Genomic DNA, 21,376 nt, shown 5'->3' with positions numbered 1-21,376 from the left:
ACAAATCATTTTGTCTCCACGGAGTCTGTTTTGTCCGATTTCGGAGGAATCAAATCCAACACCTCTGGCGGCAGAAAACCCGTTCTTACCTGCTCACGGGTATCCGCGCTGTAGATATGAACATCCCCTTCCGCCACGGTGGCTTTGATGCGGGGCGTGAGTTCAAAGAAATGAAACTCAAAGTTTTTCGGGCCTTCCGGGCAACCGAGTTTTACACAACTTTCGTCCCACCAAAGCTGGATCTCTCCCTGACCGGAAATTCCGGTGATTAAAGAAGGAAAGTATCGACTGGAAGGATAGCGTTTAAGCCATTGCTTGATCTGTTTTTGTTTTTCTTTGGGAATCTCCACCGTCGCTTCATAAAAGGTCTGGTTACGATAGGAGAACCAGCGCGCCCGCACCGTATGGGGGAGGGGGATCCATCCCATACTGGCAGACGCTCCACCTGGCGGCCGTTTGCTGACATCTCCGGTTCCGCCTGATAGCGAACCTACTGGAATCTGCCATCCTTCGTTGATGATCAAATACTCCACCCAAATTGGCCAGCCGGGGCCGCCAAGCCCACCGGTATCAAAACCATAGTCGTAGGTTTTTTCGTCACAGCCACTGAGTAGCAGTGACAGTAGAAATAGCCAAAGCAAAGGTTTAGTGGTGCTCATATTGGTTCTCCGGTGCGGTGGCCTGCTCAGGGTGGTTATCAAATACTTGTCGTTTTTTATGGCCCTTGATCATATTGGGCCGATCCACAGGGTTACCGTCCCGCTCCGAGGTATGAATATATTCGATCAGATACTGTCGGGCAGTACTCATATGCCCACCGGCCTGTTGCCACATGTCATACACCTTTTGCAGACGTTGAGGAATCACATAATGAACGTCATCAGGTGATATGGGTTTGAGCGGAACGCCATGCTGCCGGGCTTCACCGATCATTTGATGCAAGGGGTAAACCGCCAGTTCTTTTAACGTGGCCTTACGAATCTCCTCAATGATATCCATGTCGATGGCATTCGCATAATGGCCTCGGGCTTCAATTTCCCGTTGTTTGGCACGCAGCAGAATACCGCCGTCATTGCAGCCACCATGTATTTTGACGGGAATAATCTCCCAGTTCTCAAAGCCTTTGCCCGTTGGGTTCTCGTAGCCGCCCCCGACATCACAATGTACACCTGGAGCAATCAATTCAATCGCATTGGATGGCAGGCGATCCGTGACGTCAGCCAATCGGGTGGATGGAAAGTTATGGCGAATCTCATGCTCTGCCACGATATGCACAATACGTTCTGCACTGTGCTCATTCAGGTTCAAATTAAAATCCAGATTTTTCTCATCACCTGGCCAGCCAAAACTGCCAACGGTGTCCCAGAGGCCGACAAAACTGACCCGACCTTTCAGGTGTTGTGGAAAGGCTTTCACCTGTTTTTTCACGGGTTGTATCGGAAAAGCAAGATTCCACAATGGATTAGCGGCCTCGAGTTCCCAAATGGAAATTTGTGCCGGCCACTCGTTAATCAGATTGACAAAGTGCCGGGAGAGAGCCGCACCACGGCTGAAGCCAAATACATCAAATACCACTTCGTCGTATTCAGCTTTTTCTATATGCCTATTGATTTGTATTAGGGCCCGCTCAATCCGGGCATAACCACCGGTTTTCCCCATACCAAATCCCAGGCCGATTTTATCGTCTTCGGCTTTAAAGCCGTCTTTGGTTTGATGACCGGTAATGGTACCAACACCAGGAATGTATACTTTTCGGGTTGTAGTAATTTCATTACCCTGCTGAGTACTTTGCTCCAGATACAAATCCTGCATTTTTGCCACATTGGAGATATCCCGGTCAGGCAGCTTTTCATCGTTATAACGATCCTGATTAGTGCCATCGAAAAATAAACCCAGTCTCAAAATACGTTTGGGTTTGGACAGGTTTTTGGCGGCTTGATACGCCCAGTTGGCCCCGATGCCTGGCACGGACAGGGTTTTCTGCATCAGGCAGTTATACGGCCCTGTCTGGGTAAATACTTTATCCTGTTGGCGTTGCAATTCGGCCAGCTGATGCAGATGCCGGCCAATCTGTTGCAGGCTGCTGAAATAAGGGGATTGGTTGCCTGAGTGATGTTCCGATCTGGGTTTGGTGCTCTGACATATCAAGGCAGTCAGTGCGGCTTCTCTGCTCCAGGCAGCGGGATCACTGTATCCCAGTTGTTCGGCGATGGCTTTCAACGGCTGTAACCATGCTTCTTGGGCTTGCAGGTAAACGAGGTCGGCCATGCACACTCCAACATTGGGCAGGGTAATGCCCAGTACACCCAGGCTTTGTTCCAATTGAGTGACGAGTGCTTGTTTGTCGGTGTTTTGGGCTTGACTGAAACGTCTGGAAAATATATCCGGACGGTGGCATTTCTGCTCCCATATCTCTTGAGCGGTATTGAACAGTGGCGTTAATGGCTGGCCGTCGTTTTGGAATAATGCCGCATCCATCTTGTTGGCCTCACCGGGGTGCAACACTTCGGTGTTGATCAGGTGTAGCGGTTGAACAGTACGGGGCCAGTCTTGTAGCGCGTTTGCATTCTGTCGTTGTTCGCTCAGCTGCTCGCAGGCCTGCTGAAGGCCATCATGAGCCTGCTGCCATTGATCAGCGGTCACGGCCGTGCCCACCTCATAATGAATCTGTTCCGGACCATACAGCGACAGCTTGCCACTGCTGCCTGTCAGACGGTTTTGAAAGGTTTGTGTCGGCGTGGTGATGAGATAGTCGGTGAGCACGCCGGTGCTCAGGTCCGGATACAGAAACTGCAACTGAGCGAAGTACTCAGGGTTATAAACATCATCCACACCGGGCTTGCCAGTTGGTAAGGTGTCGGCTATGTCTGCTGTCCAGACAGGTGCTGGTCTATCCAGATTACTTCTGGGTTGGGCTGGTTTTGTTGCGCCATGTACCTGGCGCGGCCCGAGTTCATAGACGATTCCCTGTTTTTGCAGGTCATGACGAGTCATAAGCGAGAGCTGTCCACCGGATTTCAGCACAAAAAAATGCAGTCTCGTTTGCTCCGGCGTAAAGGCTTTTGCATCTACGGGGTATTGGTAAGTAGCCTGCCAGCACAAAGGGTTCAGAGAATAACCACGGCTGAGAATGTAGTCTTTAACGGCTTGAGGCAGAACGCTGATGTCCTGAGAGGGTGTACTCATGATGTCCATAATCCTTGAGTGTTGGTTTATCCTGCAATGGCACCGCTTCAGCCATTCGATGTATCGGCGTTTTGTAACAGAAATATGACAGCGGCTCTATGTTGGCGTGATAAGTTTGTGAGAGTTTTAACAATACGTAGCCGCAAAATGTTATTTGGTCAGTAGCCCCCATGCCAGAACAACACTCATCCTTTGTGGGTGGCTTCAAAAGGGCAGCGCTGTTACCTTCTCCGTTGGTGTTATGTCGGCAAAAGTGCGCTCCTGTATCAGGTTGGCAGATAGGCTAACGACCAGGGCGTATATTAAATTGATAGCGTTGAAACTCCGCAGTTTGTAGTAGTGGGCGATTTTTGAGTAGGCAGGGAATACTGATTTGGGAGCAAACGTATTGTTATGAAAATCATAGACCAACCTGGCAGTGACTACATTGTTTACGTTGATGAAAGTGGAGATCACAGTCTGGTGAGCATCGACTCGAACTATCCGGTATTCGTACTGGCATTCTGTATCTTCCACAAACGTCATTATGCTGAGTCGGTGACTACCGCACTGACTCAGTTTAAATTTCGTCATTTTGGCCATGATATGGTCGTTCTGCATGAACATGATATTCGTAAGGAAAAGAACGGCTTTAATTTTCAGAATAAAAACGCGAAAAATGCATTTCTGGCTGAATTGAGTGCAATAATCGAAGAACATAATTTTGTGCTGATCAGTGTCGCCATTCATAAACAACGATTAGCCGATCAATATAGACACCCGGACAATCCATACCACATTGCCCTTAAATTTTGCTTGGAGCGTTTGTATTTTTTTCTACGGGAGAAAAACCAACAGACACGATTAACTCATATCATCTTTGAAAAGCGTGGCAAAAAAGAAGATACAGAGCTGGAACTCGAATTTCGGCGTCTGAGTAATGGTGGTAACCGTCACAACCATGACTTGCCCTTTGAATTGGTTTTCGCAGACAAGAAGACTAATTCATCCGGTTTACAGTTAGCTGATCTGGTAGCCAGACCGATAGGATTACAGGCTATCAGGCCAGATCAGACGAACCGGGCATTTGAAATACTCGCGCGAAAACTCTATAGCAGGCATGGCAGGGAAGGTGCTGGAACAGGTTATGAAGGATATGGATTGAAATACTTTCCTTAATATCAAAGATGGAATGAGGGTCATTAAAGAAGCGAAAGGCCCCTGGGTTCCCCCAGAAGCCACAACGCCGACCGGGCACTCCCAATCCACTTGCCAAGAAGATTAACCAACACGCTGCTTAATGGCAAGTTGGTTAATCTTCCCTTCCGAACAACCCACCATATTGGCGCTTGTGCCCAAAGCCGATAGAATGCCCCGATGAAAACAACACTCGATCACCTCCCCAAGGATAAACAACAGCAGCTTCGCCAGGCGGTGGAGATCATTGTGGCCACCGTACAACCGGATCTGCTGATCCTGTTTGGCAGTTATGCCCGAGGTGACTGGGTGGAGCATATGGAAGAGGACGGTATACATTACCGTTACCAAAGCGATATGGATCTGCTGGCGGTGACCAAAACCCGGCGACAGGCCACCAAAATAGAACTCAATAACGCCCTGGAAGATCGCCTGCTGGCGGAGATTCCCACCACCATCAGCCTGATTGCCGAAGATATCCAGTTTGTGAATACCCGTCTGACCAAAGGCCAGTACTTCTTTGCCGATATCTACCGCGAAGGCATCCTGCTGCATGACAGCGGTAAGCTGACCCTGGTAGAACCCAGAGAACTGACGATGTCAGAACGAAAAACCGTAGCGCAGACGAATTTTGAGTATTGGTGTGAGTCATCCAGCAAACAAAAAGAATACTTCGACATTGCCATGTCCAAGGGTGATTTTCGGGAAGCTGCATTTTTTCTGCATCAGGTCACCGAACGCTTGTACTCCATGATCCTGCTGGTATTCACCCACTACAAACCCAAACTGCACGACATCAAAAAACTGCGCGCCCTGACCGCCAGTATCGAACCACAGTTTTTATCCGCATTCCCGCAAAGTACCCCCTTCGAGCGCACCTGCTTCAAACTGCTGCGCCACGCCTACGTAGATTCCCGCTACAACCCCGATTACCACATCACACCCGAACAACTGCAATGGCTGGCCGAACGCGTCAGCTACCTGCAAACCCTGGCTGAAAAGCTGTGTGTGGAGAAGATTGAGAGTTTTGGGTGAGGGGAGTGCTGGAGTTGTGAAATTTCTTATTAATTGTGATTCAGGGTCACATTTGATGTAATAAATCATCAAATGGTTGTATTTCTCTATATTTGTATTTCACTAAAGTTAGGTGTCTCTCAAAAGGTTATTTCCCTGAATGATCAGATTTCGACTAAAAGAACTCATCGCTGAAAAAGAATTCCAGGAAGGACGCCGTGTCACCTTGGAAGAGATTTCTAGGGCCACAGATATACACCGGACAACGCTCTCCAAGGTATCCAACCAGAAAGGGTACAACACGACTACAGATGTCCTCGATAAACTTTGTGATTACTTCCAGGTAAACCTTGGGCAGTTGGCGGAACACATTAAAGATGACGGTCAGGGGGACGCGTAATGTACAGTCAGCATCAAGCTCAATACTTTGCCTGGCAGCTTACCCGTCGCCTCGATAGTGGGGACGAAGACAAACTGACCGGCGCAATCATGGATGCACAGATTGACCTGAATCCCCATCAGGTTGATGCAGCTCTGTTTGCATTCCGAAACCCTTTATCAAATGGCGTGATCTTGGCCGATGAAGTGGGCTTGGGTAAAACCATCGAGGCTGGCCTCGTTATTGCGCAGAAGTGGGCCGAACGTAGGCGCCGTATCCTTATTATCGTCCCGGCTAACCTTCGCAAGCAGTGGCACCAAGAGTTGCAAGAGAAGTTTGGCGTAGAGGGACTGATTTTAGAGGGTGATAGCTATAAAAAGGCCAAGAAAGAAGGGATTAAGAATCCCTTCGATGTCGGCGAAAGAATTGTCATATGCTCTTACCAATTTGCCAAAGCAAAAGCCGATGACATTATGCATGTACCCGGTGGCTGGGATCTGGCAGTAATAGACGAGGCCCACCGGCTCAGGAATGTCTACAAAAAAGGTAACAAAATAGCCGCAGCCATTCGCGATGCATTAGGCAGTACGTTCAAAGTTATGCTTACGGCAACACCACTCCAAAACTCCTTGCTGGAGCTGTTTGGTATGGTCAGCATTATTGACGAGAAGGTATTTGGAGATCTTGATAGCTTCCGTATTAAATATGGCCGCCTAAACGATAATCTTTCGTTTAATGAATTGCGACAACGAATCCAGCCCGTATGCAAGCGCACCCTAAGGAAAGACGTAGAAGCTTATGTCCCATACACCAAACGAATTGCAATGGTGGAAGAATTTACACCTTCAAGCGACGAGCAAAAACTTTATCGACTCGTATCAGCTTATCTGCAACGGCCTAATCTAAACGCACTTCCTAGTGGTCAGCGCCAGCTGATCTCTATGGTGATGTGGAAGCTTTTAGCCTCGTCATCCTTTGCAATAGCTGGGGCATTAAATTCGATTATTACTCGATTGGAAGATGACCTGAAAAGCGATGACGCTGAAGCAGGTGTATTCCACGATCTCAATGCAGATTACGAATCATTGGATGAAACCGCTGAAGAATGGTCTGATGATGAAAGCAGTGATGCCTCATCAGAAAACACTAATCGTCAATCCATTATTGATGAAATCAACGAGCTCAAGTCGTTTAAAGATCTAGCGGAAAATATTAGAAACAACTCCAAAGGTGAGGCTTTGCTCAAAGCATTGAAAATTGCTTTTGAGAAGCTGAACGAACTTGGTGCGGCTGAGAAGGCCATTATTTTTACCGAGTCCAGAAAGACACAGGATTATCTGCTGGAGCTCCTAGAAAATAGTGAATACAAAGACGCCCAAGGTAATAAAGGAGTTGTGCTATTCAACGGCACCAATAGCGACTCTCAGGCGAAAGAGATCTACAAAGATTGGCTCGCTAAACATAAAGGTAGTGACAAGATCACTGGCTCTAAAACCGCAGATACCCGTGCGGCGCTGGTGGAGTACTTTAAAGAAAAAGGAAAAATCATGATCGCTACGGAGGCGGCTGCAGAAGGTGTAAACCTCCAGTTCTGCTCTTTGGTGATTAACTACGACTTGCCTTGGAACCCTCAGCGAATAGAGCAGCGCATCGGCCGTTGTCATCGTTACGGTCAGAAGCACGATGTTGTCGTGCTTAATTTTATTGATTCTACCAATCCCGCGGACCAGCGAGTGCATGAATTGTTAAAGCTGAAGTTCAAGATATTTGATGGCGTCTTTGGAGCCTCTGATGAGGTGTTGGGTGCTATTGAAAATGGTGTGGATTTCGAGCGTCGTATCAAGAAAATCTACGATACGTGCCGAGATCCAGATGAAATCAGAGCTGCATTCGACAAGCTTCAGCAAGATCTAGCCCATGAAATTAACGCGCAAATGGTTAATACACGGGAACAGTTATTTGAAAACTTCGACGAAGATGTATTGCAGCGTCTAAAAATCGATACCGAAGCATCTCTGGATAAATACGAGCAGATGCTACTTGCATTGACTCAAACGGAGCTCTCTAAGCATCTTCAGCTAGTTGATGGTGGCTTTGTCATTAACTCATTACCAGAAGACGCGCCGAAAAATATTCCAACAGGAGAATACGAGCTGCCGAGGCGCGATGGAGATTGTCACCTGTATCGCCTAAAGCACCCTTTGGCTCAATGGGCCATTGATACTGCAAAGGCCAAGAGTTTGGATCAGGCACATATTGTATTTGATACCAGTGTCAGAGAAACCAAAGTATCGGTTGTTGAAGAGCTAAAAGGTCAGACTGGTCAATTGCAGGTTTGCAAAATAACTGTTGAGTCCATGGAGCGCGCTGAAGATCACTTGGCTGTCATTGGGCTCAATTCCCAGGGTGAAGTCATACATTCAGAGGTTTTTGAAAAACTACTTTCGCACCAGATTAAGAATGAATCTCAAACCTCGTTTGACCTTAATCCCATAATTCATACGGAACTGTCTCGAGCTAAACGGGAACTACTCGGTGACATTAGCCAACGGAACCTTAAGTATTTTGAAGCCGAAGTTGAAAAACTGGATGCCTGGGCCGATGACCTTAAGGTGGTTCTAGAGCAAAGTATCAAAGAGACCGACCGTGAGATTCGAGAAGTCCGTAGAACCGCGAAGCTCGCCCCAGACCTTCATGAGAAACTGCACTGGCAGAAAAAGCAAAAAGAACTCGAAAAACTTCGAAATAAAAAGCGTCGCGAGCTATTTGATCGGCAGGACGAAGTTGATGAACGCCGTGAAGGGCTAATTACAGAATTGGAAAACAAAATGAGTCAGACTGTTGAAGAGCAAGTGCTGTTCAGTATTACTTGGGAGGTTGTTTAATGGCTGAAGGAATTAAGCCGCACGAGCTGATCCAACTGTGTGAATTATTGGACGCTCGATTTAGGGGAAAGATTACCGGTACGGGCCATAAAGAAATTGATAGAGCGCGGAATTTCTATACAAAAGCTCTAGCGGCTTATTTTCTTACACTAGAAGCCGGTGCATCCGATGACGATGCCATACAGGCGTCTATCGATGGTGGGCAGGATCACGGCATAGACTCAGTTTATGTAGATTCTACCCAAACAGTTTGGCTTGTTCAGTCGAAATACAAAGATTCAGGTGCCGGTGAAGTTGAGCTCGCAGAGGTTGGAAAGTTTGTAGACGGTGTTAAGGATTTAGCCAAGCAGAAATATGAACGTTTCAATGAGCACCTACAAAAAAAAATACCAGCATTAAATGCCGTATTTGATTCTGGCGTGGCGAAGGTGAAGGCCGTATTAACGTATACAGGAGATGCCCTTGGTGATGACAAAAGACGAGTTATGTCAGATTTGGAGGCAGCACTTAATCAGCCCGCTGATCCCTATTTTTTGAGTTTCCTCATTCGTGGCCTGGCATCTTTCCATCGCATGCAATTGGACGAGCAACTCCCAGCCCCAATAACAGCAGAGATCACGCTGGAAAACTACGGCCATATCAACGAACCTTATCTATGCTATTTCGGTAGCATTACTGGCACCCAGTTAAAGACCTTAAAAGTTGAGTACGGTGCAAAATTGTTTGACGCGAATATTCGTCACTTTCAGGGCGATACCGTCGTCAATCAAGATATTTCAGAAACGATCAAGAACAATCCTGAACACTTTTTCTACTTTAACAACGGGGTAACGTTTATCTGTGATGCCATTCGTCCTATTGGCCCACGAGATGATACACGCTCTACTGGAAAATTCAGGGTAGAAAACCTTTCCGTTATCAATGGGGCGCAGACAGTGACCAGCTTGGCGATTGATTTAAACGAGGACAATCAAGAGCAGGATGTAAAGGTGCTTGCCACATTTATTGCCCTTGATGCTGACCTTGATGAATTTGGTGGAAAGGTTACCCGTTATCGGAACAACCAGAATGCCGTTTCGGACATTGATTTCGCAGCTTTAGATGAAAACCAAATTCAGTGGGCGCAAACGCTACAACAGTCTGGCGTAAGCTATCGCTACAAGTCTGGCGAGCTCGATCAAGAAGACTTTGACGTTGAAACAGCAGCCAAAGCCTTGGCCTGCTGGGCAGGTGATAGCGACTGCAACCTAATTGCCCAGGCGAAAAAGGACGCAAAAAAATTGTTCTCTCGAGTCGCAGGTGCGGAGCTACATGGTGCTACCTACCACCATTTGTTCAAAGATAGCCTACAGGCTCGTCAGTTATGGCGGATTGTTCAAATTCATCAGCTGATCCGCGAATCACTTAAATCAGACGCTAGACAGGCCACAGGTTTAGATAAGGACATCACGTCTAATTCGCTCATGCTGCTATCCCATATTGTCTATCTAAAGATTAAACCGCACATCGATCATAACGATTTACAACTATCACTGGTGCACAGCAACATCGTTCGCACAACCGCTCAGTCGATTACGCAATCCATTATTGCTGAATATAAGAAAATTAATTGGGGTAAAACCCCTGCCTCCGTGTTTAAGAACGCATCGGATTTAAAAACACTTAAAGGCGCCGTTATGGCCGCATTGGCTAACGCATAGGAATTAGTGAAGTATGAGTAAAAAATCTAAAACAAAACTGGAGTTGACCTGGATTGGCAAAGATAAGCGCCCTAAGTTAGAGCCGCGTATTTTGGTGGAAGACTCGAGCAAATCATACCATGCAAGTCATAAGGTGTCTGAAAACGATATTTTTGATAATAAACTTATTTACGGGGATAACCTTCTAGCTCTCAAAGCGTTAGAAAAAGAATATAGTGGAAAAATCAAGTGTATTTACATAGATCCTCCATACAATACAGGTAGCGCATTCGATCATTATGATGACGGAGTGGAACACTCTCTATGGCTAAGTTTAATCAGGGAGCGCTTAGAGATTATATGGCGATTGCTAGAGCCTGCAGAGGGATCACTTTGGGTATCTATAGATGACCGAGAAATGCCTTATCTTCGTGTAATAATGGATGAGGTATGCGGACGCAATTGTTACTTAGCAACAAATGTTTGGCAAAAGAGATATTCAAGAGAAAACCGAGAATCTATAGGCGATGCTCATGAATACGTTCTCGTTTATGTAAAAGATAAGAATAAGTTCAAAGCGTCAAGAAATAAATTGCCGCTAGGTGAAAAGCAAAAGAAAATTTATAAAAACCCAAATAATGACTCAAGAGGTCTTTGGAGATCCGTTTCATTATCTGCGCAAGGTTATAGACCTAATCAAATGTATGAAATAGTTTCACCTATAACAGGAAAAGTACACACACCTCCACCTGGCTCATGTTGGAAAGTTATAGAGCCAAAGTTCAAGGAGTTACTTGCAGATAATAGGATTTACTTCGGCAAAGACGGAAATGCCGTACCTGGCCGAATCCAGTTTTTGAAAGACATTGAAGGAATGACACCTTGGACTTGGTGGCCTCATGAGGAGGCGGGGCATACCGATGAGGCAAAAAAAGAAATGCATGCCCTATATACTGCAGAAAACGCCTTTAGTACTCCTAAGCCAGAAAGGTTGATAGAACGTATTCTGCATATTGCGACAAATCCAGGCGATTTAGTTTTAGATTCATTTGCCGGGTCGGGAACAACTGGAGCTGTCGCGCATAAGATGGGTAGAAAATGGATTCTGGTTGAGCTTGAAGATAGTTGCCATACCCATATCATCCCTCGTCTCAAAAAGGTTATTGACGGTGAAGATCAAGGCGGAATCTCAACAGCTGTCAACTGGCAAGGTGGCGGAGGTTTTCGTTACTTCAAGCTTGCGCCATCTCTTCTTGAGCAAGACCGCTGGGGTCGTTGGGTAATCAGTAAAGATTATGATGCGACCATGTTAGCGGAAGCTATTTGCAAGCTCGAAGGCTTTTCATATTTACCTTCGGATACTGAATGGTGGAATCACGGCTATTCCACTGAGCAGGATCGTATCTATGTGACCACGCAGACCCTGTCTGTTGAGCAGTTACAAGCGCTCAGTGAGGAAGTGGGCGAAGACCGAACCCTGTTGGTCTGCTGTAGTGCTTTCCGTTGCAAGGCCGATCGATTCCCGAATCTGACACTCAAGAAGATCCCTAAAATGGTGTTGTCTCGCTGTGAATGGGGCCACGATGACTACAGCCTAAATGTGGAAAATCTGCCTATGAGAGAAAAGCCAAAGGAAGACGCCCCGGCAATGCAACGGCAGGCAGGTCTATTTGATAATGAAGGCGCTCAGGGGTAAAGGAAGATGACTGCAAACAATATGAACAATGCCAATAAGTCCCGCATCCTGAATGCCATCACTGGCCGATTGAGCTTGCGCAAGCCTCAGGAGCAATCGCTTCATGCGCTCGCCAAAGCTATTGAGGCTGCACCAGACGTGCTTTCGCCCACTCAAGATGTTCCCGCGCTGCTAAAAACCTTGAGTGCTGAATTCCCGACCTTGGCTGATTTCGAGCGAGAATTTCCCTCGTTGTGCTTTGCTTTGGCAACCGGTGTAGGTAAAACGCGATTGATGGGGGCCTTTATCAGCTACCTTCATCTGGCGTATGGTATTAAGAACTTCTTTGTCTTGGCGCCTAACCTGACTATCTACAACAAGCTCATTACGGACTTTACCCCAAATACGCCTAAGTATGTGTTTACGGGGATTGCAGAGTTTTCGGCATATCCACCAGAAATAATTACCGGCGATAACTATGAAGAGCGTGGCCGAAACTTGGGTATATTAAGCCCAGTGACCATCAATATTTTCAATATCTCAAAAATTGTCTCCGAGGTGCGTGGTGGTAAGGCGCCTCGAATCAAGCGTTTGTCTGAATACCTTGGAGATAGCTATTTTAGTTATCTTGCAGAGCTGGATGATCTAGTGCTGCTGATGGATGAATCTCATCGCTATCGAGCCAGTGCCGGCATGAGGGCGATTAATGAGCTTAAGCCTCGCTTGGGATTAGAGCTTACTGCCACGCCGTTCACAGAGTCGAATAAAGGCCCGGTTCCATTTGAAAACGTCATCGTCGATTATCCGTTGGCATGTGCGATGGATGATGGTTTTGTGAAAGAGCCCGCCGTCGTTACACAAAGGAATTTCGACCCGAAGCAATATAGCCAGGAGCAGTTGGAACGGGTCAAATTGGAAGATGGCGTAAGGCTTCATGAGGCGACGAAGTTAGAACTCTTTACCTATGCGAAACAGCATAACGTAAAGCAAGTTAAGCCGTTTATGTTGGTGATTGCCCGAGACACGACCCATGCTGCTCAATTGTTAGAGCTGATTGAGTCCGACGGATTTTTCAATGGTCGCTACCAAGGTAAAGCCATTCAAGTCGATAGCTCCAAGAGTGGTGCTGCAGAAGAGGAAATGATCCTACGTCTATTGGCGGTCGAGAGCGTTGATGAACCTACGGAAATCGTTATTCATGTAAATATGCTCAAGGAAGGTTGGGACGTTACCAACTTGTACACCATTGTCCCGCTTCGAGCAGCAAATGCACGCACTCTGATTGAACAATCCATTGGCCGGGGCTTACGACTACCTTATGGAAAACGCACCGGTGTTGATGCGGTAGATCGGCTTAACATTGTAGCCCATGACCGTTTTCAAGAGATCGTTGACGAGGCCAATAATCCCAACAATCCATTACGCATGCGCCAGGTCATACTGGAAAAGGATAATGGCGAACAGCCTAAAGACAGCGTGGCGGTCACCTCCAAACTTGAGGCGCTGGTATCTGGAGTGTCGGTTCAAAGCGCTACTGGCCACCACTATGATATTAAGGGAGTCAATGCCCTGAAAGAATCGGGTGGTGACAAGGAGAGCGAAAAGCCGATATTCAATGGTGTAGCAGAGAAGGAAGCAGCAATAGCTGCCCTGCGAGTGCTGCAAAGCTTTCAGAACAAGCCTGATATAGCCCCAACAAGTAAGTCACTGTTAAACGACGAGATTCAGCAGCAAGCTTATAAGGCTGTTTCGGAACATTTAAGCGGAAAACAGCAATCGCTACTGGAGGAAGAAGAGAAAATTGATCTGCACGAGCTGATCAGCAAGACCACTAAGCTTGTGATAGAGCAAACCATCGATATTCCCAGAATTATGGTTGTACCCTCCGGAGAAGTTACGTATGGCTACACACCATTTATGTTAGACATGGGGAATCTCAACCTTCAGCCATCCAACAGAGACTTGATTATCCGCAGCCTGCAGACGGATGAACAAATCAGCCTGTCTAGCCAAATGAGCCATAAGTATCAGCGATTGGAAGACTACGTCGTAGAGCATTTAGTTGATTACGACGACATCTCTTATGACGAACATGCCGAACTTATTTATGACTTGGCGACTCAGGCCGTAAATTACTTTCGGGATGTTCGTGAATATTCAGAAGATGAACTCCACAACATTTTCTTTGGCTTTGGTAAGCGGATCGCTGACACCATTCATGCACAAATGGCCGAGCATTACTGGGAAAAGGCCAGCGCTTACGAAGTAACGGTTACCGCCGGATTTATCCCGCTCAAAGATGCCGCCTATACCACGGTTGATAAAGAAATTCATAACGTGCGTATCACCGTGCAGGATAAAGGAAAAATTAAAAAAATGCTTTTCGGTGGTTTCAAGCGATGCTTATATGATGTGCAGAAATTTGATTCAGATACCGAGCGTACCTTCGCTCTTATTTTGGAGCGAGAGTCAGAGAAATGGTTTAAGCCAGTCAGTGGTCAGTTTCAAATCTTTTACAAAGATGGCGTCAATCAACGTGAGTATCAGCCAGACTTTGTGGCGGAGCTGACGGATAAGGTCATTATGGTCGAAACTAAAGCACGCGGTGATGTCTCGGATGCCGTTGTGGTGGCTAAAGCAGAGGCGGCTAAAAAGTGGTGTGGCAATGCATCTGAATACTTGGCTAAGCATGGTGGAAAACCTTGGGAGTATTGGCTGATTCCTCACGATGAGGTAACGGAAAATAGAGATTTACCTGGATTCATTTCGGCAATATAAAAGGGGCTAATTAAATGAGTAATTCCAAAGTTTTATTAGGGCAGATTATGGAAGCCGTTGAGACTGAGGGATTACTCTGCGCTTCCGAGATCAAGTCTATTGAGAAACTTATCCCGTCAGGAAAAATAAAAGAGGAGACTGCCTTACCGCCTTGGAAAATACCCATCTCAAGGAAGGAGAAAATAATGACCTCGAACACTAATCTTAAAAGCTTATCCATTTCTGGGCTGCGAGGTGTGTCGAACCCTTTAACCATTAATTTCGACAAACCCTTTACTCTGATATTTGTCCACAATGTAGTGGCTGATGGTGGCTGCCTCTCACTCTGACAAGTTGCCTGCCATCGGCCGAGCTTCTCAGGGAATACCTTGGTCCTGATATTAAGACTGACGTTATCCTTTGTGCGGTATAGACAGAGAGTCTTAGCCGATACGGGAAATACTTTCTTAAAGAAGAGTATGGATCGCTTGAATTTCTAGCACAACATCACCCCTCGCATGGCGTCAGGGTGAAAGCAATAGCAGACCTGTCGGATATGGCCTGCGCAAACGAATTCCAGCCGCACTCATTAAGCTTGCCGAGAAAGTCATCAAGGATCGGGGCTTGCAGAAGAATCGACCTGTGGCTATGTTCTCGCGCCTTGTGTCTGTTGATGAGTGGGGTGAACTGGCGGCCAAGATGCAAGCCATCCTAAAGGACAACGTGAAGCGGGATACAGCGCCCGACTACGGAGAATTACCATTGCTCAAGTTAGTGCCAAGCCGATAACCCGTAGCCCTGGTGGCCGCTCACAAAAAATAAAAGTCGGCGGAAAAAAACACTCCCCCTGTTCGGCTTTCGTGTGACGCTTTTTTGTGTAGTTTTTATATGTGCATCGAGAACGGCCTAGGCAGCGCGTGGAGCGGGTTTTGGGTGAGTCTGTAGGTTTGGTTTGCACGTTGTGCAACGATAAAGCGCATGGTTGCACAGGCAGAATAGTAAGAAAACAGTGAAACCCCCGTGGGGTCTGGTCTAAAACAGATTTTCTGAGTGGCACTCATGTGACACTAATAGCCCGTTTTAAGGGATTGTGACACTGTTGTTATTTCCAGTACCTATGTGTTGAAACCCGCATAAACACTGGGTTAAGTGGTGGGCCCACCCCGACTTGAACGGGGGACCTGCCGATTATGAGTCTGCGTAAAACATATAATCCGGTATCACACAAAATCACAATATATAACTAAGTTATTGTTTCTAAAGGTTTTTATATACACATAGGTCACGCTATGTAATATGAAATCTTATTGTGATGTAACCCCAGTGTAACCCCGGAGCAAACGTGGAACGACAATTCAACTTCACCAAGCAGGCCATAGAAGACCTGCCCCTGCCTGAGACCCGGATTGAGTACCGGGATGAGAAGATCCCTGAACTGCGCCTGCGGGTTACGGCAACCGGGGTGAAAAGTTTCTCGGTGTTCAAACGTGTATCCGGTGGCAGCCCGGTACGGATCACGCTTGGCAAGTATCCAGGTCTGTCGCCAGTCAGGGCACGCACGCTGGCCCTGAAACACTTGGCTGATCTCTGCGACGGGGTGAACCCGAATGAGCAGCGACGTGTTGAGGCTATGTCGGCTGTGACTCTGGGAGAAGCCTTTGAAGGCTACAAGCTCTCTCGTAAACTCAAGGTGTCCACATTGAGGGGATATGAGGGCGTGGTAAGTAATCACCTTAAGAAGCTCGTGGATAAATCGCTCAAGGACATTGATCGCCGGGTGGTTGCCGACATTCATGCGGGCATCGCCTCCAAAGCCCAGGCAGACTTGACCATGCGGGTGCTGCGGGCAATATTCAATTTTGCTAAGGATGAGTACCGCTATAAGGATGGTTCATCTATCTTTCCGGAAAACCCAACAGAGGTTTTGTCCCACCGCAAGCAGTGGAATAACGTTCCGCGCCGACATACTCATATACGGCCCAAGGAGCTGTCTGATTTTTATGAAGCGTTGAGCACGGTAAGATCTCAAGAAACGCCAACTGGCCAGTCTGTCTGTGATGCCATGTTGTTCGCTCTACTGACTGGATTAAGACGTGGGGAGATATTTGGACTGAAATGGTCAGAGGTGAATCTAAGAGCGGCAATCTTCACTATCCCTGGTCATAAAACAAAAAACGGGTTGCCTTTAGAGCTGCCAATCACCAAGCAAATTGACAAACTTTTTCAGAAGCAGAAAAGCCGTATTTCCTCCGAATATGTATTCGCCGCCGAAAATGAATATGGCCAGGTGCGGGAGCCCAAGAAAGTGGTGGCCAAGGTTAAAACCCTGTCGGGAACCCGTTGTGATTTTCACGATTTAAGGCGGACATTTGCCACCACAGCGGAGCATCTGGATGTAGGAAGTTATAAGCTTAAGCGCCTGATGAATCACTCCACAGGGCGGGATGATGTGACAGCAGGGTATGTCATCTTGACGGCTGAAACTCTTCGCCCATCAGCAGAAAAAATACAAAATTTTCTTATTGGTATGATGCTCAAAAGTAAAGTTGTCGACATAAAAACAGCGTTAAGAAATTAAAAACCTGATCTCTATTTCTGATTAATTTCCTTTGCCCATCATTCGGTAAGTTCCCATCGTGCAACTCAAAAGCATGATGGGAAATTCTCTTGGAATTATCTTCACTTTTCTCCACTTTTTTAATGCATCGGACGTTGACTGTCACTCAATATAAGCATACGCAATACGGCAACATGTATTGCCATAATTTAAATCATTGAGTGAGGAATTGTTGATGAGCTTTTCTGAAGACTGGTCAGAAATTTTGAAGTTGGAAAAAGAATTGCGCCCGCTTAACCCTTTACGACGGATTGAATGGAGTTTGAGAGTCTACCTGTATTCTGATGGTTCTGGATTAGGGTGTGACACTTACCACCAAAATCAACATTGGGATAACTACACCCCGAAAATTGATGGTTTTTTCCCGTTATTTAAAGCTGACCTAAAAAAATATTTGGGGGAAGTTTATGCACTGTTAAGTGCTGGTAAGGAGGAAGAGGCTGAAGATCGTTTAGTCGCTTTACCTAAGTTTTTGGGGGAACTGCAAGATGCCTACAACCAATGAAAAATATTTGACTTATGAGCAGGTCGCAGACCTGCTTTGTATGTCAACTGGTGGCCTGCGCAACCGCATGAGCAGAGGGGAGCTTATGCCACCCTCTGTCAAGGTGGGTCGCCGTCGATTATTCCCTCAATCTGAACTGCATAAATGGCTCGCCGAGCAAGGTGGGCTGTTGACTCAGGGGAGTAACTAAGTGGCGATTGATATTCTAGCAGCGTTTTCTAATCAGCCGCCGCCGCTTGATTTTATTTGGCCAGGCTTTTTGTCTGGAACGGTCGGGGCACTGGTTGCACCTGGTGCAACAGGAAAGAGCTTTTGGGCTTTGGAAGCGGTTATGTCAATTGCTTGCAGCGTTGCCGGCGGCGATCTTTTACAGATTAAGCCCCAGCAAACTGGGCGCGTAGTTTACTTAGCTGGAGAGGATCCTGAATCTGTTTTAGTGGGGCGGATTCACGCAATTGGCCAGCATTTAAAAAATCCGGCCCGTGAGGCAATTGCGAGCAATCTTGCGCTTGAGTCGATCATGGGCCGCCGCTTGAACGTCATGGACAAAAAGCACAGTGATTGGCTTATTGAGTTGGGTGCTGGGGCTAGATTAATCGTCCTGGACACATTAAGTCGTGTTCACTCGCTCGACGAAAATAGCAATGGAGATATGTCACGACTTGTTTCAACACTTGAGTATATTGCGGTGGAAACAGGTGCATCGATTCTTTATCTGCACCACGTCAATAAAGGGGCGGCCAGAGAGGGGCAGGCCGATCAGCAGCAGGCTGCACGAGGTGCTTCAGCATTGGTTGACAACGCGCGTTGGTGCGGATTTGTAGCGCGAATGTCAGAGGTGGAAGCCAGGAAGTTAAGTGATAGGGCTTATGACCGGCAACCTATAAATAATGATCGCAGAAAATCTTTTGTGCGGTTCGGTGTTAGTAAACAGAACTATACAATGGATCAGCCCGATACGTGGTATGAGCGGCGAAATGGAGGGGTACTCCTGCCTGTGGATTTGATAGCAGCCAAAAGCAGCGATAGCGGCAAAAAGGCCACTCCTTTTAAGGTCGGGGAAGCTAATGAAGAGTGGTAACCTGGTCGCCCCAACCAGCACAATCACACAGGCCCGACTGATGCTGTTCCAGCCCAGCCAACGGCCCAAATACCGGGAGGGGAATTGGCTGGAAACCCCATTTGGGCGTTGCCGGGTAATTGGTAGGTTAGGCCAGCGCCACGCTGATTTGTTGGAGGCAATTCTCTACTGCGCTGAGGATAGTCGAGCTATTTCGGATGGTGGGGTTGAGTTATTGGTTGACCCGGCTAACGTGCGAAAAACCCTGTCAGACAGTCGGTATAGCTTCGCGCAGATGGAGAAACTGTTGGTTGAGCTGTGCGCAGCAATTATCACCATCAAAAGACCACAGTTTGACGTGCCCATCGCCGGCCATCTGATTGATCACCGTGATCCTTCTATTAAGACCCGTCCCGATCCACTAACGGGAGGCACTCGAAATCTGTGGAAAGTACGCCTGGGAAAGGCGCTGGTAGAGCTTCTGGAGCGCGATTTGGCCCTTTACTACAATCCGGCTCCAATTGCTCGGCTGCGGCATGGAATCGGTCAGGCGGTTGCCAGGCATGTCCTGAGTCACAAAAACGAGCCAGCAGGGGGCTGGTTTCTGGATACCGTAATTCTGGCGGTGTCTGGAGAGATTTCAGGAAAGGCGTTGAGGGATGCCCGCTTTCGCTTGAGGGAGGATGTTGAGAGGCTAGAGCAAATTGGTATTGTTATTGATGGAGGCAGAGTCCGAAAAGTAAGTGCAGTCCCTTCAGATCGTCGCACACCCGCCCGATAGCGTCGCACACCCGCCCGGAGGTGTCGCACAGCCGCCCGAAACGTCGCACACCCGCCCGAAGTTGGCAGGATATATAGGATATTCAGATCCGGCGCAGCCGCCGCTGGGTGCGGCGACTGGCCTTGGGTTTCTACAAGAACGGGAAGAAAAGTTTGGAAGAAAAATCATTTAGTGGAAGGAGCGTTGCCCCTTCAAAAATCCCCGCAAACAGCCATTTTTGGTCCGGCATGCGTTATCAGCCGTTAGAACATATCACCGAACTCATCGTCCTGATCGGTGCCCAACAGGTGCGATAAACGATCAATATCGTTTGGCGTAGCTTGCCCCTGAGCAATGCGGTTACGCAAAGCATGGATTTCAGCCTGCCTGTGTTGAAACTGCTCCAGGGTTTCACCGAACCGAAATCCGCCAGTCATTTCAAGCCACTGATCCTTGGGGCGGACGTTTGGAACCTCGTAATGCATAGCTTCATCCGGCTCATCTGGATAGGGGTTATCAAAAGCATTGACGCTCACTCGGATGGTTCGGTCGTCATTCAAGCCATCGATCTTTTCCAATATCTCAAGTGGACAGCTTTCATCAAAGGTCAACACATAGTCATAGAGCAGACCATCATCACTACTGTTTTCCAGTGTTTCCCATTCCAGCAATTCCAGATCATCGTTCGTAATACCAAGCTCTGCTGCTAAATTGCTCCGAGGGCGTTTGCCGTATCGCAGTTCAGGATCAACCCAGTCGTCATTGACGCTGCCACCAACTTCCAGCTCGAAATCGTAGAAACCGCGTTTACCAGCCATACGGGGCAATGCCACCTGGACAACCATATCAATGGTGTCCCCACAGAAGGGCTTGTCATCCAGTGGCTCGCCCTTGTACTGGGTTTTGGCGATTGCTACCAGCTCATCACCACGATCTTCGATCTGCACATCGTCATAATATGGTGAATCGAAAAATCCCGCGTTTGTTTCTGCCATCGTGCCCGACAGTTGATCATCTATCAGCGTTTGACAATCAGGAAGTAAGACCTCGGCAATGTAGGTTTCCAGCGAGTCATAGAGCCAGATATTTCCACCGCATAACCCCTCATCGGAAAGCATGCCTGATAAGAGCTTGGCGATGTCGATTGACGAGGTAAGATCATCTGGCAGGCCGCCTAGCTTTGCACGCCTGTCATTCATGAGCGGTATATCGGGAACGAAGATATATGCCTCTTCGAGCCGATCCAGTGGATAGGCCTTCTCGGCCATAAGTGCTGCATGGCTCTTATACCCAAAAAATGCCGCCACCAGCTCTCTGGCATGGGACGCTTTCAGCTTTTCAGTAGAACGAGACGTATGATTTTGACGCAGGAAATCTGCACACAGTTTTGAGAGATCAGTACTCATAGGAGTGATCCTTTCTTAACAATGCTGGACTTTGAAGGTAGTGGTAAGTGTTTAAATCACTACGCTTGCCAGCAGGGTTAATAAAGATCAACTGCAATTGGCAGGTAGTTCAGCTTGCTGTCTTTTAGGTCACTTACAGCCTTGGCATTCAGCTCCGATATTCAAGATACCAGATTGACCGGTTTTGGCAAGGCTGATGAAGGTGGCGCCGACGCTGAGCGTAATTACATACTCCCCATGAAATAGACATGCGCCTGGTAGTGACAATTTTTATTTC

16 protein-coding genes are annotated in these 21,376 nt (G+C 47.3%); 13 read left to right on the top strand and 3 right to left on the bottom strand.

Annotated elements, in window-relative coordinates; translation table 11 throughout:
• Window positions 1-5: 5 nt before the first annotated feature.
• Window positions 6-659 (bottom strand): DUF2931 family protein, encoded by a 654-nt coding sequence (locus YC6258_RS22045; RefSeq protein ID WP_044618831.1) that lies wholly within the window; start codon window positions 657-659, stop codon window positions 6-8.
• Entirely contained in the window at window positions 646-3,186 is a 2,541-nt protein-coding gene (locus tag YC6258_RS22040; protein WP_169749009.1) for a T6SS phospholipase effector Tle1-like catalytic domain-containing protein, read from the bottom strand. The genes YC6258_RS22045 and YC6258_RS22040 overlap by 14 nt, the downstream gene beginning before the upstream one ends.
• Before the next feature lie 393 nt (window positions 3,187-3,579).
• On the opposite strand from YC6258_RS22040, the gene YC6258_RS22035 reads away from it, so the two are divergent.
• From YC6258_RS22035 to YC6258_RS21975, 13 genes are all read left to right on the top strand, one after another.
• Window positions 3,580-4,344 (top strand): DUF3800 domain-containing protein, encoded by a 765-nt coding sequence (locus tag YC6258_RS22035; RefSeq protein WP_052830480.1) that lies wholly within the window; start codon window positions 3,580-3,582, stop codon window positions 4,342-4,344.
• A 198-nt stretch (window positions 4,345-4,542) separates the two neighbouring features.
• Window positions 4,543-5,397, top strand: coding sequence for a HEPN domain-containing protein (locus tag YC6258_RS22030; protein WP_044618829.1), 855 nt, complete (start codon window positions 4,543-4,545; stop codon window positions 5,395-5,397).
• Window positions 5,398-5,536: 139 nt separating this feature from the next.
• Entirely contained in the window at window positions 5,537-5,776 is a 240-nt protein-coding gene (locus YC6258_RS22025; RefSeq protein ID WP_044618828.1) for a helix-turn-helix domain-containing protein, read from the top strand.
• Complete coding sequence (locus YC6258_RS22020; protein WP_044618827.1) at window positions 5,776-8,640, top strand: SNF2-related protein; 2,865 nt, start codon at window positions 5,776-5,778, stop codon at window positions 8,638-8,640. Before YC6258_RS22025 ends, YC6258_RS22020 begins: the two co-directional genes overlap by 1 nt.
• A complete protein-coding gene (locus YC6258_RS22015; protein WP_044618826.1) occupies window positions 8,640-10,340 on the top strand; it encodes an AIPR family protein in 1,701 nt (566 codons plus the stop codon). Before YC6258_RS22020 ends, YC6258_RS22015 begins: the two co-directional genes overlap by 1 nt.
• 13 nt (window positions 10,341-10,353) lie before the next feature.
• Window positions 10,354-12,015, top strand: coding sequence for a site-specific DNA-methyltransferase (locus YC6258_RS22010; protein WP_044618825.1), 1,662 nt, complete (start codon window positions 10,354-10,356; stop codon window positions 12,013-12,015).
• A 6-nt stretch (window positions 12,016-12,021) separates the two neighbouring features.
• Window positions 12,022-14,772 (top strand): DEAD/DEAH box helicase, encoded by a 2,751-nt coding sequence (locus YC6258_RS22005; RefSeq protein WP_044618824.1) that lies wholly within the window; start codon window positions 12,022-12,024, stop codon window positions 14,770-14,772.
• 14 nt (window positions 14,773-14,786) lie between these two features.
• On the top strand, window positions 14,787-15,101 hold the full coding sequence (locus YC6258_RS30730) for a hypothetical protein (RefSeq protein ID WP_211264572.1): 315 nt from the start codon (window positions 14,787-14,789) through the stop codon (window positions 15,099-15,101).
• Window positions 15,102-16,093: 992 nt separating this feature from the next.
• On the top strand, window positions 16,094-17,329 hold the full coding sequence (locus YC6258_RS21995) for a tyrosine-type recombinase/integrase (RefSeq protein WP_052830479.1): 1,236 nt from the start codon (window positions 16,094-16,096) through the stop codon (window positions 17,327-17,329).
• Between the two features lie 214 nt (window positions 17,330-17,543).
• Window positions 17,544-17,873 (top strand): hypothetical protein, encoded by a 330-nt coding sequence (locus YC6258_RS21990; protein ID WP_044618823.1) that lies wholly within the window; start codon window positions 17,544-17,546, stop codon window positions 17,871-17,873.
• Complete coding sequence (locus YC6258_RS21985; protein ID WP_044618822.1) at window positions 17,857-18,063, top strand: helix-turn-helix transcriptional regulator; 207 nt, start codon at window positions 17,857-17,859, stop codon at window positions 18,061-18,063. The genes YC6258_RS21990 and YC6258_RS21985 overlap by 17 nt, the downstream gene beginning before the upstream one ends.
• Complete coding sequence (locus tag YC6258_RS21980; protein ID WP_044618821.1) at window positions 18,064-18,954, top strand: helicase RepA family protein; 891 nt, start codon at window positions 18,064-18,066, stop codon at window positions 18,952-18,954.
• Complete coding sequence (locus tag YC6258_RS21975) at window positions 18,941-19,714, top strand: hypothetical protein (protein ID WP_044618820.1); 774 nt, start codon at window positions 18,941-18,943, stop codon at window positions 19,712-19,714. The genes YC6258_RS21980 and YC6258_RS21975 overlap by 14 nt, the downstream gene beginning before the upstream one ends.
• Window positions 19,715-19,956: 242 nt before the next feature.
• Here the strand turns inward: YC6258_RS21975 and YC6258_RS21970 are convergent, their stop codons facing one another.
• Window positions 19,957-21,099, bottom strand: coding sequence for a hypothetical protein (locus tag YC6258_RS21970; RefSeq protein ID WP_044618819.1), 1,143 nt, complete (start codon window positions 21,097-21,099; stop codon window positions 19,957-19,959).
• Window positions 21,100-21,376: the final 277 nt, after the last annotated feature.

The organism is Gynuella sunshinyii YC6258, from assembly GCF_000940805.1.
GTDB lineage: Bacteria > Pseudomonadota > Gammaproteobacteria > Pseudomonadales > Natronospirillaceae > Gynuella > Gynuella sunshinyii.
This window is presented reverse-complemented; position numbering and strand designations above follow the sequence as displayed.

Bases quoted from the DNA above. Each gene is read 5' to 3' on its own strand.
- YC6258_RS22045 (WP_044618831.1), bottom strand. From the start codon at position 659: ATGAGCACCACTAAACCTTTGCTTTGGCTATTTCTACTGTCACTGCTA.
- YC6258_RS22040 (WP_169749009.1), bottom strand. From the start codon at position 3,186: ATGAGTACACCCTCTCAGGACATCAGCGTTCTGCCTCAAGCCGTTAAA.
- YC6258_RS22035 (WP_052830480.1), top strand. From the start codon at position 3,580: ATGAAAATCATAGACCAACCTGGCAGTGACTACATTGTTTACGTTGAT.
- YC6258_RS22030 (WP_044618829.1), top strand. From the start codon at position 4,543: ATGAAAACAACACTCGATCACCTCCCCAAGGATAAACAACAGCAGCTT.
- YC6258_RS22025 (WP_044618828.1), top strand. From the start codon at position 5,537: ATGATCAGATTTCGACTAAAAGAACTCATCGCTGAAAAAGAATTCCAG.
- YC6258_RS22020 (WP_044618827.1), top strand. From the start codon at position 5,776: ATGTACAGTCAGCATCAAGCTCAATACTTTGCCTGGCAGCTTACCCGT.
- YC6258_RS22015 (WP_044618826.1), top strand. From the start codon at position 8,640: ATGGCTGAAGGAATTAAGCCGCACGAGCTGATCCAACTGTGTGAATTA.
- YC6258_RS22010 (WP_044618825.1), top strand. From the start codon at position 10,354: ATGAGTAAAAAATCTAAAACAAAACTGGAGTTGACCTGGATTGGCAAA.
- YC6258_RS22005 (WP_044618824.1), top strand. From the start codon at position 12,022: ATGACTGCAAACAATATGAACAATGCCAATAAGTCCCGCATCCTGAAT.
- YC6258_RS30730 (WP_211264572.1), top strand. From the start codon at position 14,787: ATGAGTAATTCCAAAGTTTTATTAGGGCAGATTATGGAAGCCGTTGAG.
- YC6258_RS21990 (WP_044618823.1), top strand. From the start codon at position 17,544: ATGAGCTTTTCTGAAGACTGGTCAGAAATTTTGAAGTTGGAAAAAGAA.
- YC6258_RS21985 (WP_044618822.1), top strand. From the start codon at position 17,857: ATGCCTACAACCAATGAAAAATATTTGACTTATGAGCAGGTCGCAGAC.
- YC6258_RS21975 (WP_044618820.1), top strand. From the start codon at position 18,941: ATGAAGAGTGGTAACCTGGTCGCCCCAACCAGCACAATCACACAGGCC.
- YC6258_RS21970 (WP_044618819.1), bottom strand. From the start codon at position 21,099: ATGAGTACTGATCTCTCAAAACTGTGTGCAGATTTCCTGCGTCAAAAT.